The following is a 14,238-nucleotide window of genomic DNA, read 5'->3' as shown; positions in this document are numbered from 1 at the left end:
CGCCCACTCATCCGAAACACCGACCGGAGACGTCATGTATCGACTCGCACCCAACATCGAGCTGCTCTTCACCGAAGCCGGCGACTACCACGACCGCGTGCGCGCCGCCGCCGCGGCGGGCTTCACCGCCGTCGAGATGTGGGGACCGACCGGCGCCGATGCGCCATCGCAGCCCAAGGACCTCCCCGCACTGAAGGCCGCCCTCGAAGAGACCGGCACGCAGCTCACCGCACAGCTGTCGGAGCCGCGCACGCAGTTCATGATCCCGCCGTGGGACCACTCGGAGTTCTACCGCAAGCTCGACGAGGGCGTCGCCATCGCCCAGGATCTCGGGTGCCCGCGGATCGTCGTCGGCAGCGGAACCGGCTTCGGCGGCTGGAAGCGCCAGGTGCAGCTCGACAAGCTCATCGAGATCTACCAGAAGGCGATCGCACAGATCGACGGATCGGGGATCACGCTCGTGCTCGAGCCGGTCAACGTCCGCGTCGACCATCCCGGCTCGCTCCTGGACCGCACGGCCGAGGCCGTGTACGTGGCACGCGGCGTGGACTCGCCCTTCTTCGGCGTGCTCTACGACATCTACCACTCCGCCGTCGAGGGCGAGGACATGGCGGCCGAGCTCGCCAACGCGGGCGAGCTCATCAGGTACGTCCAGCTCGCCGACGCGCCGGGTCGCGGCGAGCCCGGCTCCGGGGAGCTGGACTGGGCGCAGCGCCTCGGTCTGCTGCGCTCGTCGGGCTACGACGGTCCGATCGGCCTGGAGTACTACCCGACGCAGGAGTCGGAGGCATCCGTCGCCCTCATCCGCGAGCTGGCGGCGTCGGCATGACCCGATACCCCCAAGACGTCGACGTCGTCATCGTCGGGTCGGGTCCGACGGGAGCCGCCTACGCGCGCATCCTCAGTGAGCAGGCGCCGGGAACGACGATCGCCATGTTCGAGGTCGGTCCCACGATCTCGGACCCGCCGGGCGCGCATGTCAAGAACATCGCCGACCCCGAGGCGCGTGCTCGTGCGCAGGCCGCTTCCGAAGGCCCGGGGGAGCGCGGTGCGAAGGTCGCGAACCCCGGTGCCGCCAAGGCCGGCGTGCGCGCGGCGCGTCCTGGGACGTTCCTCCTCGAGGACGGATACCAGTTCCCCGGCGAGGACGGGCTTCCGGTGGTGGCCATGTCGAGCAATGTGGGAGGCATGTCCGCCCACTGGACGGGGGCCTGTCCGCGTCCGGGCGGCAGCGAGCGGATCGAGTTCCTCCCCGATTTCGACGAGCTCCTCGCGGAGGGCGAGCGCCTGCTGGGCGTCACCACCAACGCGTTCGACGCGGCGCCTTTCGGCGAGATCGTCCGCGAGCGTCTCGCGAGGGCCGTTGACGAGGGGCGAGCGGACGAGACGAAGGTGCAGCGGATGCCGCTGGCAGCGCACCGGCGCGAGGACGGCCGCCTGGTCTGGTCGGGGTCGGATGTCGTGCTGGGCGACGTCACGCGCAGGAACCCGGGCTTCACGCTCTTCGACGAATCGCTCGTCACCGCCGTGCTCGTACGCGACGGCCACGCGGCAGGCGTGCGGGTGCGCGCCCTCCGCTCGGACGAGACGCACGAGGTGGCCGCCCGGTTCGTGGTCGTCGCCGCTGACGCGCTGCGCACCCCGCAGCTGCTGTGGGCCTCGGGCATCCGTCCCGCCGCTCTCGGGCGCTATCTCAACGACCAGGCACAGGTCGTGTTCGCCGCCCGCCTGCGCGACGTCCAGACCCTCGGCGCTGATGCTCCGACGACGGGTCTGGCCGAGTACAGCGGGGTGAGCTGGGTGCCGTTCACCGACGATGTCCCGTTCCACGGACAGGTCATGCAGCTGGATGCCTCGCCCATCCCTCTCGCCGAAGACGACCCGGTCGTCCCCGGTTCGATCGTCGGACTGGGACTCTTCTGCGCGAAGGATCTGCAGGCCGACGACCGGATCGAGTTCGACGACGTCGCGCGGGATTCCTACGGGCTGCCAGCGCCTCGAATCCACTACACGCTGACCGACCGCGACCACGAGGTCATCGAGCGAGCGCGCGCAGAGATCGTGCGACTGGGCGAGGCGATCGGCGACCCGCTGGACTCCCGGCCCTTCACGCTTCCGCTCGGGTCGTCGCTGCACTACCAGGGGACCACGCGGATGGGCGAGGCGGACGACGGCACGACCGTATGCGATATCGACAGCGAGGTGTGGGACGTTTCCGGCCTCTTCGTCGCCGGCAACGGCGTCATCCCGACGGCCACAGCGTGCAACCCCACCCTCACCTCGGTCGCCCTCGCCGTGCGCGGCGCGCGCAAGATCGTCGACGATCTTGCTTCTGTCTAATTCAGACATTAGAGTGTAGAAACATAGACAAAGTAGTCAGGAGCTATCTCGTGATCCCCGATCGCATCATCGAGCAGGGCACGCTCACGACCGACGGCACGCGTGCCGCGGTCGAGGTGCGGCTCCCTTGGTACCGCGCGTTGCCCGCTTCGTGCATCGCCGGCGCGAAGCTGTCCGTCGACGGCGTCGAGGCGCCCGCCGAGTCGCTGCGCTGGGAGATGAACGGCCGCACGTTCACCTTCGCCGAGCTCGCACCGAACACCGAGGAGTGGTGGTTCCCCACCGACTCGGCCGTGCTCTCGGGCGACCTCGCAGTGGACGAGGACGGGGAGCACACCGTCGCCGTCGAGCTCGTGCTGTACATCCCGTACATCGTCATCGGCGCGGACGAAGTGCTCCACATCGAGGAGAAGGACATCAAGACGATGTCCGCACGGAAGGCGGTGGCGGCATGACCCTTCGACAGGCTGAGGCAAAGCCGGAACTGGGAACCCCGATCCAGGGCGTGACGCTCTACAGCTTCACGCGCGCCTTCCACGGCCGCGAGTACGACCTCGAGGGCCTCGTGCGCAAGGTCGCCGCCGACGGCTACGGCCCGGGCCTGGAGATCATCGGCTTCTCCAGCTTCCGCGGATTCCCCGAGATCGACGACCGGTTCGCCGGCTGGTTCCGCGACCTCGTCGACGAGACCGGCCTCGTCACCACTTCGCTGGCCGTCAACGCCGACATCGGCATCCACCGCGACCGCCTGCTCACGCAGGACGAGCTGCTGGAGTACATGCGCAGGCAGATCGCGGCGGCGGCGAAGCTCGGCTTCCCGATCGCCCGCGTGCAGATCTCCATCACGCCCGACTCGATGGAGGCGCTCGCCCCCATCGCCGAGGAGTACGGCGTGACGCTCGCGCTCGAGGTCCACGCCGACCAGTACGCCTCGCACCCGCGCATCCTCGCGCTGCGCGACCGCTACGAGAAGGTCGGGTCGCCCTTCCTCGGCTTCACGATGGACTGGGGCGCCACCGTCTCGGGCTTCGCCCCCTCGCTCATCGAGGCCTACCGCCGGCGCGGCGCGTCGGAGGAGCTGCTGGCAGAGGTCACCGGGCTGTGGGACGAGTTCTACCGGCAGGGTCCGCCCGCCGACCAGGCCGAGCACGGTCAGCGCTTCGGCCGCTTCATCGGCCTCGCCGCGCAGCACGGTCGCCCCGACCTGGGAATCGACATGGGCATCAACGCGACCGGCTTGTTCGGCCCCGCCCGCGTGGACGACTGGCTCGAGATCTTCCCGTGGATCAAGCACGTCCACGGCAAGTTCTTCGGCATCGACGACCAGCACGAGGAGCCGTCGGTCCCGGTGCGCGACCTCATCCGCCTGCTCGTGGAGAACGGCTACAACGGCGCGATCTCCAGCGAGTACGAGGGCTGGCATTGGAACCACTGGCAGAGCCCGTTCGACATCATCCGCGACGAGCAGGCGGTGCAGCGCTCCGCCGCCGCCGACGCCGGATCGCGCATGACCACCGATCTCGTCGAGGCGCGCGCTCAGCTCGCCGCCTGGCTTCCCACCACGCAAGGAGCATCCGCATGACCCTTCGACAGGCTCAGGGCGGCGCCGACGGCATCGCCGGCACCGGCATCAAGCTCGGAACCACCCTCTACTCGATGACGAGTGAGTTCGCCGCGGGCCTGTACACGCCCGAGACGCTCATCGCCGCCGTCGCCGAGGAGGGGATCGGCCCGGGCGTCGAGTTCAACATCGCACAGCTGCTGCGCACGTACCCCGACGTCGACCAGGAGTTCGTGAAGCTCTGGTTCGACTCCCTCGAGAAGTACGGGCTCGAGGCGAGCGCCGTGGGCACGAACCTCGACATGGGCCGCCGCAAGGACCGCGACATGACGCCGGACGAGGAGCACGACTTCCTCGCCCGGCAGCTGAAGACGGCGAACACGCTGGGCTTCAAGAGGGTCGTCATCCGCTCGCACGGCAAGGAGCTGCTGCGCAGCCTCCTTCCGCTCGCCGAGAAGTACGACCAGTACCTCGGCTACGAGATCCACGCGCCGTCGGGGCCGAACAATCCCCAGGTGCTGCAGATGCGCGAGATGTACGACGAGCTGCAGTCCGAGCGCCTCGGCTTCACCGCCGACTTCTCCTCGACGATGCACAGCCTTTCGCCGACGCTGCTCGCGCAGCTGGGGAAGATGGGCATGGACGAGAAGCACTTCGCGGTCATGGACGAGATCTGGCACGAGCCGACTCCCATGCACGTGCGCAACCAGAAGTTCGAGGACTACCTCGTCAGCCAGGGCGTCGACCCGCTGACCTTCGGCCCGTTCACGCGCCTCGCCTTCAACATGCACGGCCTCGTGCCGCCGGAGGAGTGGCTGGACATCATGCCGCAGATCTTCCACGTGCACGCGAAGTTCTATGACATCGGTGCCGACGGTGAAGAGCCGGCGATGGACATCCCGCGCATCGTCAAGCAGTTCGTCGTGGGCGGGTACCAGGGGTATCTCTCCAGCGAGTGGGAGGGTCACGCTTTCCAGGATCTCGGCGAGGCCGATCCGATCGACCTCGTGAAGAAGCAGCACGCGCTCATGCGCAAGGCGATCGAAGACACCGTCGCCGAGCAGTCGAAGGAGACCGCGAATGTCTGACACCGCCATCGCCCCCGCATCCCTCACCGAGCTGCAGGCCGAGCTCGCCGCCCTCCGCGAGGAGGTCTTCGCCGCCCGCGCCCTCGCGCAGCGCGCCGAGGACCGCGGCCAGGTCGAGAACCTGTTCAACCGCTACATGTACCTGCACAACGCCTTCGAGGACGAGCAGATCATCCCGCTGTGGGTCAAGGAGGGCACCGAGGGCATCCGCGCCCGGTACACCAACGCGGGGCAGTACACGACGTGGAAGAGCGTCACCGATTACCACCGCGGCCGGCCGCACCCCGAGGGAAAGCTCATCCTCCACGCCACGACGACGCCCGTGATCGAGGTCGCCGCCGACGGACAGACCGCGAAGGGCGTGTGGATGATGGCCGGCACCGAGTCCGGGCTCACCGACCCGAAGGTCGCAGAGGCGTTCCCCGACATGTACTCCCCCGAGGAGGTGCTCGGCAAGAAGGTCTGGGCGCACTGGGTGTGGTGCAAGTACGCGATCGACTTCCTCAAGCAGGACGGCGAGTGGAAGTTCTGGAAGTTCCGCTGCTACGAGCTCGCCCGCGCTCCCTTCGAGGAGAACTGGGTGAGCTTCGGCCTGAAGAACCAGGGCGCGTTCGACCTCGACCTGATGTACTTCGGCGACGACGGCAAGCCCGTGTTCATGCCGCCGGCCGACGAGCCCGTGCCCTCGACCAACCACCCTTACAGCCCCGAGACGGTGCAGAAGCTCGAGCCCGCCCCGCCGGTGCCGCACGCCACCTTCACCGACACCTACGCCTGAGGAACGACCATGGCAACGCACGATTCCCTCTTCGCCGACAAGGACGTCACGCGCACCGAGAGCGGCGTCGCCGTCTCGCTGCAGCTGCCCTGGTACCGCAGCCTCTGGCTCTCGGCGGTCGACGGCGTCGCGGCATCCGTCGATGGTGTCGAGATCCCCACCGACAAGCTGCGCTTCTCGCTCAACGGGCGCGAGTACCGCATCGAGGAGCTGCCCGAGCAGTCCGAGACCCTGTGGTTCGTCGCCGACAGGCCCGAGGTCCTCATCGACCTGGGTCGCGCCCCCGAGCCCGGTGAGAAGCTGACCGTCGAGGTCGTCCTCACGATGCGCCTGCTCTACATGCAGATCGCGCCCGGGGTCGACGGTGGCCCCGGCCGCTACGTCACCAACCGCGTCCCTGTCGAGCGCGAGGTCGTGCTCGCATGACCCTTCGACAGGCTCAGGACGGCGCCCTGCGCGTCGCGATGATCGGGTACGGCTTCATGGGCGCCGCCCACTCGGTCGGGTGGCGGCAGGCACCGCGGGTGTTCTCGCTGCCCCAGGCCGTCGAGATGGCCGTCGTCGTCGGGCGCAACGCCGAGGCGGTGGCGGATGCCGCGACCCGCTGGGGCTGGCAGGAGTCGGCGACGGACTGGCGCGAGGTCATCGCCCGTGACGACATCGACATCGTCGACATCGTCACCCCTGGTGACTCGCACGCCGAGATCGCCATCGCGGCGCTCGAGGCGGGCAAGCACGTGCTGTGCGAGAAGCCGCTGGCGAACACCGTTGCCGAGGCGGAGGCGATGGCCGATGCCGCAGCTCGCGCCGCCGCGCGCGGCATCCGTTCGATGGTCGGGTTCACGTACCGCCGCGTGCCGGCGGTGACCCTCCTGCGCGACCTCATCGCGCAGGGCGCCGTCGGCAGGATCGCGCAGGTCCGCGCCGCCTACCGCCAGGACTGGCTCGTCGACCCGGCGATGCCCCTCGCGTGGCGCCTGCAGAAGGAGCACGCCGGCTCCGGCGCGCTCGGCGACATCGGCGCGCACATCATCGACATGACGCAGTTCGTGACGGGCGTGGAGGTCACCTCCGTCTCGGGCGTCCTCGACACGATCGTGAAGCAGCGGCCGCTGCAGGGCTCGGGCTCGGGACTGTCCGGCACCGCCGCGGCGGGCGTCGGCGACGTGACCGTCGACGACGTCGCGATCTTCACCGGGCGCCTGTCCACCGGCGCGCTCGTCTCGTTCGAGGCGACGCGGTTCGCCACGGGTCGCAAGAACGACCTGTCGATCGAGGTGTCGGGAGACAAGGGCGCCCTGCGGTTCGACCTCGAGGACCTCAACACGCTGTGGTTCTACGACCGCACGGCCCCCGAGGCCACGCAGGGCTTCACGCGGATCCTCGTCACCGAGCCGCAGCATCCGTACGTCGCCGCGTGGTGGCCTGCCGGGCACATGCTCGGCTACGAGCACGGGTTCAGCCACCAGGTCGTCGACCTGGTGACCGCCATCGCCGAGGGCTCCGACCCGCACCCGTCGTTCGCCGAGGGGCTCTCGGTGCAGCGCGTGCTGGCCGCCGTGGAGGAGAGCTCGGACAACGGCTCGGGCTGGGTACGGGTCGAGGCGCCGGTCGCGGCCGGGACGACCGCGGATTGACCCGTTGCCACGGGCGGATCGCCGGATAGGTTTGTAGAAACAACAAAGCAAAGGAGCTTCGATGCCTCGTCCGATCACCCTCTTCACGGGCCAGTGGGCCGATCTGCCGTTCGAGGAGGTCGCACGACTCGCCGGCGAGTGGGGCTTCGACGGCCTCGAGATCGCCTGCTGGGGCGACCACATCGACGTGTCCCGGTGGGACGACGCCGAGTACGTGCAGTCCCGCAAGGACATCCTCGAGCGCAACGGCTTGAAGGTCTGGGCGATCTCGAACCACCTCACCGGCCAGGCCGTGTGCGACGACCCGATCGACGCGCGGCACAAGGACATCCTCCCCTCCCGGGTGTGGGGCGACGGCGAGCCGGAAGGCGTTCGACAGCGGGCCGCGGAGGACATGAAGAACACGGCCCGGTTCGCCGCGAAGCTCGGCGTGAAGACGGTCAACGGCTTCACGGGCTCGTCGATCTGGAAGGCGGTCGCGATGTTCCCGCCGGCCTCGGACGAGTGGATCGCCGCCGGATACCAGGACTTCGCCGACCGGTGGAACCCGATCCTCGACGTGTTCGAGGAGGTCGGGGTGCGCTTCGGCCTCGAGGTGCACCCCAGCGAGATCGCGTACGACTACTGGACGGCCAAGGCCACGCTGGAGGCCATCGGCCACCGCGAGAGCTTCGGCCTCAACTTCGACCCGTCGCACTTCATGTGGCAGCAGCTGGACCCGGTCGCGTTCGTGCTGGACTTCGCCGACCACATCTTCCACGTGCACGTCAAGGAGTCGATCACCAACCTCGACGGCCGCAACGGCGTGCTCGGGTCGCACCTGCCGTGGGCGAACCCGCGTCGCGGCTGGACGTTCGTGTCGACCGGGCACGGCGCGGTGCCGTGGGAGCCGCTGTTCCGCGCGCTCAACGCCATCGGCTACGACGGGCCCACCTCGATCGAGTGGGAGGACGCCGGCATGGACCGCCTGCACGGCGCCCCCGAGGCGATCGAGTTCGTGCGCAAGCTCAACGCGATCACGCCGCCCGCCGCAGCCTTCGACGCCGCCTTCTCGACCAAGACCGACTAGCCGCCGCACGCCCGGCACCGGCCCGCCGGGGCCGGTGCGCGGCGTGCCCGGACGCAAGGAGCGCCCCGATGTCCGACGTGCTGAACGTGCTCATCCTCTCGGGTCACATGACCCGCGAGCACGACAACGAGTTCCGCAGCTTCCGGCTGCACAACCAGTGGCTCACGACGCTGCTGGAGGACACCGGCCGCTTCCGGGTGCGCGTCGTGGAGGACCCGCGCGGCCTGGGCGCGGAGGTGATCGACAAGTACGACGTCGTCATCGTCGTGTTCGAGGGGCGCGACGGCTACTTCGACAGGGCGGTCGGATTCGGATCGGAGACGGATGCCGCGCTCCTGAAGTTCGTCCACGACGACGGCAAGGGCATCGTGTGGTTCCACGGCTCGGCCGCTCAGGAGGACGACTGGGGCTACCCCGCGGAATACGACGTCATGCGCGGCTCACGGCTCACCGTCGCGGGCGGCCTGCGACCGCGGCCGTGGGGCGAGGCGCAGCTCGACACCGTCGAGCCGCGGCATCCGATCACCGAGGGCATCAGCGCCCGCTGGACCGTGACCGGCGACGACATCCTCACCGGCGTCGAGATCCTCGACGGCGCCCGGGTGCTGCTGACGACCTACGACGACCTCGAGTCGTACGAGAAGGCGCCGATGTGGCCGATGTCGCACTATCCCGTCGCGATCCCCGAGGCGGGGCTCGCGGCGCTGCCCGGCATGAACACCCACCAGCCGATCGCCTGGATCAACGAGTACGGCGCGGGGCGATCTTTCACGATCACGATCGGCCACGACATCGACACGTTCCGCCGGATCGAGTTCATCCGCATGTTCCCGCGGGGCGTCGAATGGGCCGCGACCGGCGAGGTCACGCTCGAGGGACCCGACCGTCGCGGAGATCGCCGGTTCCTGCCCTGGCCGTACTACAACCACGAGGGATGAGATCATGTCGTCGGAGCTGCGGATCGGCATCCTGGGTGCCGGTGGGATCGCGGAGCGGGCGATGGTGGAACCCGGCCGCGATGCGGGGGGTGTTCGCGTCGTCGCGATCGGCGCGCGAGACCCGGAGCGCGCTCGAGCCTTCGCCGAGCGGTGCGATCTGCCGAAGCACGGCGACTACGAGACGATCCTCGGCGATCCCGACATCGACCTCGTCTACCTCGCGCTCCCGCCGATCACGCACGCCCAGTGGGCGACCCGTGCGCTGCAGGCGGGGAAGCACGTGCTCTGCGAGAAGCCGCTGTCGGTGAACGGCACGACGGCATCGGCCATCGCCGACGCCGCGACCGCGACGGGCCGGCGTGCCTTCGTTGGCTTCCACTACCGACTGCACGGCTTCACACGGCGTCTTCTCGAGGTGATCGCGTCCGGTGTCCTCGGCGACATCGAGCGCGTGGACGTCGACTTCAGCATCCCGCACTTCGTCGTGAAGCCGGGCAACATCCGCCTCGACGGCGACCTCGGCGGCGGGGCGGTCATGGACGTCGGATGCTATGCGGTCGACCTCATCCGCGCGGCCTGGGGCGAGCCCGTCGTCGAGTCAGCCCTGGCGGTGCTCTACGACGACGACCCGCGGATCGATCTGCAGACCGACGCCCTCCTGCGGCTTCCGTCAGGTGCCCCCGCGCGCGTGCGGGCGTCTTTCATCGGCGACGACCGGGGCGCGATGTCGCTGCGGATCGAGGGATCGGAGGCTCGCCTGGAGGCGACGAGCGTCATCGTGCCGCAGTGGGGAGCGACGCTGCGCGTCACCGCCGGCGACGAGCTGCTTCTGGAGGAGAAGGCCGCCGAGGGTGAGAACAGCTACGCGCGCCAACTCGAGCATCTTGCCGCGGTGCTCCAAGACGGCTCTCCCAGCATCCTCGACGCCGAGCGAGGTGTCGGCACGATGCGCGTCGTCGACGACATCTACCGCGCCGCCGGTCTCGAACCCCGCTGACGCCGCGTCAGCCGGCGAGCGAGTGGAAGGCCTCGGGCGAGAGCGCGTGCTCGATCGCCAGCATCCCGGCACCGATGACGGCCGCGTTCTCGGCGGCGGCGGACGGCACGATGGCGAGGTGCTCGGTCGCCAGCGGCATGGACCGCGTGTACACGACCTCGCGCACGCCGGCGATCAGGTGCTCCCCGACGCGTGACATCGAGCCGCCGATCGCGATGACCGACGGGTTCATGAGGCTGACGCACGCCGTCAGCACCTCGCCGATGTCGCGTCCGGCCTGGCGCACCGCCTGGATCGCATCGAGGCTGCCCCGCTGCACCAGCGCCACGACGTCGTCGCCGCTCTCGGCGGGCACGCCCTGGGCGCGGAGGGCGCGGGCGATGGCGGGCCCCGACGCGATGGCCTCGAGGCATCCCTGATTCCCGCAGTGGCACGGCACCGACGACCCCCGCGCGACGCGCACGTGGCCGATGTCGCCGGCGACGCCCTGCGCGCCCCGCTGGAGCTCGCCGCCCGAGATGACGCCTGCGCCGATGCCCGTGGCGACCTTGACGAACATGAGGTGAGCCGTGGCCGGCCACGCCGTCGCCCGTTCGCCGAGCGCCATGATGTTCACGTCGTTGTCGACGAGCACCGGCACCTGCAGGTGCTGCTGGACCCAGCCGGGCACGTCGAACCGGTTCCAGCCCGGCATGATCGGCGGGTTGACCGGCTGACCGGTCGAGTGCTCGACCGGGCCGGGCACGCCGATGCCGATCGCGACGAGCGAGCGGATGTCGCGCCCCGCCTCCTCGAGGAGCCCGGCGGCGGCGTCCACCACCCACGTGAGCACGGGCTCGGGCCCCTCGGCGACCGCCCGGGACTCCGTGCGGGTCACCAGGATCGCGCCCGTGAGGTCCATCACCGCGACCGTGGTGTGCGACGCGCCGATGTCGGCGGCGAGCACGACGCGGGCGCTGGGGTTGAGCGCGAACTGCGAGGGCGGCCGGCCACCGGTGGACGCGGCATCCGCCACCGGCATGATGAGCCCCATCCGCATGAGCTCCTCGACCCGCGCCGCGATCGTCGACCGGGCCAGGCCGGTGGATTTCGCGAGCTGCGCGCGGGTGCGGGGCACACCGTCGCGCAGCAGCTGGAACAGCTCCATCGCGCCGGTGCCCGCCGCAGCCGATTCTGGAGAGAGAGTGACCACGACGGAAGTCAATCAGGACGCGGACCGCGCCGCGGTCGGGCGGCCGCGCCGGGGATCGACGGATGCCGCGCCCCCGCGACGGCCGGAGCCCTCACGTCGCGCGCCCGGTGGGCCGGGCGAAACGCTGCTGCAGGAGCACCGCCACCACGATGATGATGCCCTTCACGACGGCCTGCACCGACGAGTTCAGGTTGTTCTGCACGAACACGTTGCTGAGCGTGGCGAAGATGAGCACGCCGAACACGGTTCCGGTGATGGTGCCGCGGCCGCCGATGAGGAGTGTGCCGCCGACGACCACGGAGGCGATCGCGTCGAGCTCGAGGAGCGTGCCGTGCGTCGACGTGCCGGCCGTGGTGCGGCCGAGGTACATGATCGCGGCGATCCCGGCGCACAGCCCCGAGATCGAGTACAGCCACATGGTGTGGCGCTTGACGTTGATGCCGGCCAGGCGCGCCGCCTCGCGGTTGCCGCCGATGGCGACCGTCCGACGGCCGAACGTCGTGCGGTTGAGCACCACCCAGCCGATCGCCGCGACGATCGCGAAGATCCAGATGAGGATGTCGACGCCGATGATGTCGAGGTTCATGAACTCGATGAAGTCGCGATTGCCGACCTGGAGGGTGCGGCGCTCGGCGAGGATCTCGGCGAGGCCGCGTGCGCCGACGAGCATCGCCAGGGTCGCCATGAAGGCGACCACCTTGCCGTACGCGATGACGATGCCGTTGATGAGGCCGGCGCCGAAGCCGACGAGCAGCGCGAGCAGGATCATGACGAACCAGTGGAGCTGGTCGGCGAGATCCTGGACCGCGGCGAGCGTCGCGACGACGGAGGCGAGCCCGATCAGCGACCCGACCGACAGGTCGATGCCGCCCGCGATGATGACCAGCGTCATGCCGATGCTGACCACGCCGATGATCGACGCCTGACGGAGGATCGTGAGGACGTTGCTGACGCTGGTGAAGGTGTCGGGGGCGGTGACGGCGCCGACGATGATCAGCACCACCAGCGCGGCGACGAGGCCGAGGTTGCGGCCGACGGAGCCCGACATGACGCGCTGGAGGCCCGACCTGCCGGAGGGTCCGGGGGCGCCGGCGGGCGGCGGCGCCTCGCCGGCAGTGGGGACGCCTGCCGTCCCTTGGGTGGTCTGCTCGCTCACGCGGCGGTTCCTTTCATGACGAGGTCGAGCACGCCGTGCTCGTCGATCTGGGAGGCGGGAAGGGTCTTCAGCACGCGGCCGTCGGCGACGACGAGGACGGTGTCGGCGAGGCCGAGCACCTCCTCGATCTCGCTCGAGACGATCACGATCGCGTTGCCGGCGGCGGCGAGCCGGCGGATCAGGGCGTAGATCTCGGCGCGTGCGCCCACGTCGACGCCGCGCGTCGGCTCGTCCAGCAGCAGCACGCGGGTGCCGTGGACGAGCCAGCGGGCGAGGAGGATCTTCTGCTGATTGCCGCCGGACAGCGTCATCGCGGGGCGGTCGGGATCGGCAGGGCGCAGCTCGAGCGCATCGATCTGCTCGCGCGCGATCTTCCGCTCGGACCGCTCGTCGAGGAAGCCCGCCTTGGCGAAGCGCGACATCGACGACAGGGTCACGTTGACGAAGATCGGCTCGTCGAGCACGAGCCCCTGGCTCTTGCGCTCCTCGGGGGACAGCCCGATCCCCGCGCGCACCGCGTGGACCACCGAGCCGCGGCGGAGGGGCTTCCCCCCGACCTTCACCGAGCCGGCGGTCGCCTTGCGCGCGCCGTACACGGTCTCGAGGATCTCGGAGCGCCCCGATCCCACGAGCCCGGCGAGCCCGACGATCTCGCCGGCGCGCACCGAGAACGAGACGTCGGCGAAGAGCCCGCCCAGCGCCAGATCCTCGACCTCGAGCACGAGCGGCGCGTCGGCGGGGATCGGCGCGGCGGGCGGGAAGACGTTCTCGACCTCCCTGCCCGTCATGAGCCGGATGAGCTCGGAGGTCGGGGTGTCTGCGACGGGGATGCCGCTGGCCATCGAGCGGCCGTCCTTGAGGACGGTGATGCGGTCGCCGATCTGGCGGATCTCCTCGAGGCGGTGGGTGATGTACACCACCGCGATGCCGGCCGCCGTGAGCTCCCGGACGACGTGGAAGAGGTTCTTCACCTCCTCGGTGTCGAGCACCGCGGAGGGCTCGTCCATGATGATGAGCTTGATGTCGTGCGAGAGCGCTCGCGCCATGCTCACGATCTGCTTGTTTGCCGCGCTGAGCGTGCCGACCTCGGTGTGCGGCGACAGCTTGTCATGGCCGAGCCGGCGCAGGAGCTCCCGCGTCTGCCTGGCCGCCTCGGATCGCTTGGTGAAGCCGCCGCGCGACAGCTCGTGGCCGAGGAAGATGTTCTCGGCGATCGTCAGGCCGTCGACGACGTCGAGCTCCTGGTACATCGTCGCGATGCCGAGTTCGATCGCCGCTTCGGGGTCTGGGATGACGACCTGCTCGCCGAGCCACGTGATGACGCCCTCGTCGGGGCGGTGCACCCCGGCGAGCGTCTTGATGAGCGTCGACTTGCCCGCACCGTTCTGACCGAGGACGCAGTGCACCTCGCCCGGACGCACGTCCAGGTCGACTCCTCGGAGCGCCTTGACTCCGGCGAACGACTTCGTCACGCCCCGGACG

Annotated in this window: 14 protein-coding genes; 11 read left to right on the top strand and 3 right to left on the bottom strand. The window is 69.8% G+C overall.

Features of this window, described 5'->3' with window-relative positions:
- Window positions 1–34 precede the first annotated feature (34 nt).
- The 11 genes from ACWGUG_RS01455 to ACWGUG_RS01405 all read left to right on the top strand — a co-directional run bounded on the left by ACWGUG_RS01455 (window position 35) and on the right by ACWGUG_RS01405 (window position 10,408).
- Complete coding sequence (locus ACWGUG_RS01455) at window positions 35–829, top strand: TIM barrel protein (protein ID WP_336394309.1); 795 nt, start codon at window positions 35–37, stop codon at window positions 827–829.
- Window positions 826–2,340: a GMC oxidoreductase gene (locus ACWGUG_RS01450; RefSeq protein ID WP_336394310.1), complete on the top strand. Its 1,515-nt coding sequence runs from the start codon at window positions 826–828 to the stop codon at window positions 2,338–2,340. The genes ACWGUG_RS01455 and ACWGUG_RS01450 overlap by 4 nt, the downstream gene beginning before the upstream one ends.
- 50 nt (window positions 2,341–2,390) lie before the next feature.
- Window positions 2,391–2,795 carry a C-glycoside deglycosidase beta subunit domain-containing protein gene (locus tag ACWGUG_RS01445; protein ID WP_336394311.1) on the top strand — a complete coding sequence of 135 codons (405 nt, stop codon included), beginning with the start codon at window positions 2,391–2,393 and terminating at the stop codon, window positions 2,793–2,795.
- A complete protein-coding gene (locus ACWGUG_RS01440; protein WP_336394312.1) occupies window positions 2,792–3,922 on the top strand; it encodes a sugar phosphate isomerase/epimerase family protein in 1,131 nt (376 codons plus the stop codon). The genes ACWGUG_RS01445 and ACWGUG_RS01440 overlap by 4 nt, the downstream gene beginning before the upstream one ends.
- The gene (locus ACWGUG_RS01435) at window positions 3,919–4,989 is read left to right on the top strand and encodes a sugar phosphate isomerase/epimerase family protein (RefSeq protein WP_378878727.1); all 1,071 of its coding nucleotides are present in this window, start codon (window positions 3,919–3,921) and stop codon (window positions 4,987–4,989) included. The genes ACWGUG_RS01440 and ACWGUG_RS01435 overlap by 4 nt, the downstream gene beginning before the upstream one ends.
- Complete coding sequence (locus ACWGUG_RS01430) at window positions 4,982–5,767, top strand: nuclear transport factor 2 family protein (protein WP_336394314.1); 786 nt, start codon at window positions 4,982–4,984, stop codon at window positions 5,765–5,767. The genes ACWGUG_RS01435 and ACWGUG_RS01430 overlap by 8 nt, the downstream gene beginning before the upstream one ends.
- Before the next feature lie 9 nt (window positions 5,768–5,776).
- The gene (locus tag ACWGUG_RS01425; protein WP_336394315.1) at window positions 5,777–6,193 is read left to right on the top strand and encodes a C-glycoside deglycosidase beta subunit domain-containing protein; all 417 of its coding nucleotides are present in this window, start codon (window positions 5,777–5,779) and stop codon (window positions 6,191–6,193) included.
- Window positions 6,190–7,404 carry a Gfo/Idh/MocA family protein gene (locus ACWGUG_RS01420; protein ID WP_452323598.1) on the top strand — a complete coding sequence of 405 codons (1,215 nt, stop codon included), beginning with the start codon at window positions 6,190–6,192 and terminating at the stop codon, window positions 7,402–7,404. The genes ACWGUG_RS01425 and ACWGUG_RS01420 overlap by 4 nt, the downstream gene beginning before the upstream one ends.
- A gap of 61 nt (window positions 7,405–7,465) precedes the next feature.
- The gene (locus ACWGUG_RS01415; RefSeq protein WP_452323597.1) at window positions 7,466–8,473 is read left to right on the top strand and encodes a sugar phosphate isomerase/epimerase family protein; all 1,008 of its coding nucleotides are present in this window, start codon (window positions 7,466–7,468) and stop codon (window positions 8,471–8,473) included.
- A gap of 68 nt (window positions 8,474–8,541) precedes the next feature.
- On the top strand, window positions 8,542–9,411 hold the full coding sequence (locus tag ACWGUG_RS01410) for a ThuA domain-containing protein (protein ID WP_452323596.1): 870 nt from the start codon (window positions 8,542–8,544) through the stop codon (window positions 9,409–9,411).
- 4 nt (window positions 9,412–9,415) lie between these two features.
- On the top strand, window positions 9,416–10,408 hold the full coding sequence (locus ACWGUG_RS01405) for a Gfo/Idh/MocA family protein (RefSeq protein ID WP_452323595.1): 993 nt from the start codon (window positions 9,416–9,418) through the stop codon (window positions 10,406–10,408).
- 7 nt (window positions 10,409–10,415) lie between these two features.
- On the opposite strand, the gene ACWGUG_RS01400 is transcribed toward ACWGUG_RS01405, so the two are convergent.
- From ACWGUG_RS01400 to ACWGUG_RS01390, 3 genes are all read right to left on the bottom strand, one after another.
- The gene (locus tag ACWGUG_RS01400; protein WP_452324183.1) at window positions 10,416–11,555 is read right to left on the bottom strand and encodes an ROK family transcriptional regulator; all 1,140 of its coding nucleotides are present in this window, start codon (window positions 11,553–11,555) and stop codon (window positions 10,416–10,418) included.
- Between the two features lie 136 nt (window positions 11,556–11,691).
- Complete coding sequence (locus ACWGUG_RS01395; RefSeq protein ID WP_336394320.1) at window positions 11,692–12,756, bottom strand: ABC transporter permease; 1,065 nt, start codon at window positions 12,754–12,756, stop codon at window positions 11,692–11,694.
- The gene (locus ACWGUG_RS01390) at window positions 12,753–14,228 is read right to left on the bottom strand and encodes a sugar ABC transporter ATP-binding protein (protein WP_336395037.1); all 1,476 of its coding nucleotides are present in this window, start codon (window positions 14,226–14,228) and stop codon (window positions 12,753–12,755) included. The genes ACWGUG_RS01395 and ACWGUG_RS01390 overlap by 4 nt, the downstream gene beginning before the upstream one ends.
- Window positions 14,229–14,238: the final 10 nt, after the last annotated feature.

Source organism: Microbacterium sp. NPDC055455, from assembly GCF_053619935.1.
This window is presented reverse-complemented; position numbering and strand designations above follow the sequence as displayed.

Coding starts and splice junctions, on each gene's coding strand:
- ACWGUG_RS01455 (WP_336394309.1), top strand. CDS start 35: ATGTATCGACTCGCACCCAACATCGAGCTGCTCTTCACCGAAGCCGGC.
- ACWGUG_RS01450 (WP_336394310.1), top strand. CDS start 826: ATGACCCGATACCCCCAAGACGTCGACGTCGTCATCGTCGGGTCGGGT.
- ACWGUG_RS01440 (WP_336394312.1), top strand. CDS start 2,792: ATGACCCTTCGACAGGCTGAGGCAAAGCCGGAACTGGGAACCCCGATC.
- ACWGUG_RS01435 (WP_378878727.1), top strand. CDS start 3,919: ATGACCCTTCGACAGGCTCAGGGCGGCGCCGACGGCATCGCCGGCACC.
- ACWGUG_RS01430 (WP_336394314.1), top strand. CDS start 4,982: ATGTCTGACACCGCCATCGCCCCCGCATCCCTCACCGAGCTGCAGGCC.
- ACWGUG_RS01425 (WP_336394315.1), top strand. CDS start 5,777: ATGGCAACGCACGATTCCCTCTTCGCCGACAAGGACGTCACGCGCACC.
- ACWGUG_RS01420 (WP_452323598.1), top strand. CDS start 6,190: ATGACCCTTCGACAGGCTCAGGACGGCGCCCTGCGCGTCGCGATGATC.
- ACWGUG_RS01415 (WP_452323597.1), top strand. CDS start 7,466: ATGCCTCGTCCGATCACCCTCTTCACGGGCCAGTGGGCCGATCTGCCG.
- ACWGUG_RS01410 (WP_452323596.1), top strand. CDS start 8,542: ATGTCCGACGTGCTGAACGTGCTCATCCTCTCGGGTCACATGACCCGC.
- ACWGUG_RS01405 (WP_452323595.1), top strand. CDS start 9,416: ATGTCGTCGGAGCTGCGGATCGGCATCCTGGGTGCCGGTGGGATCGCG.
- ACWGUG_RS01400 (WP_452324183.1), bottom strand. CDS start 11,555: ATGGAGCTGTTCCAGCTGCTGCGCGACGGTGTGCCCCGCACCCGCGCG.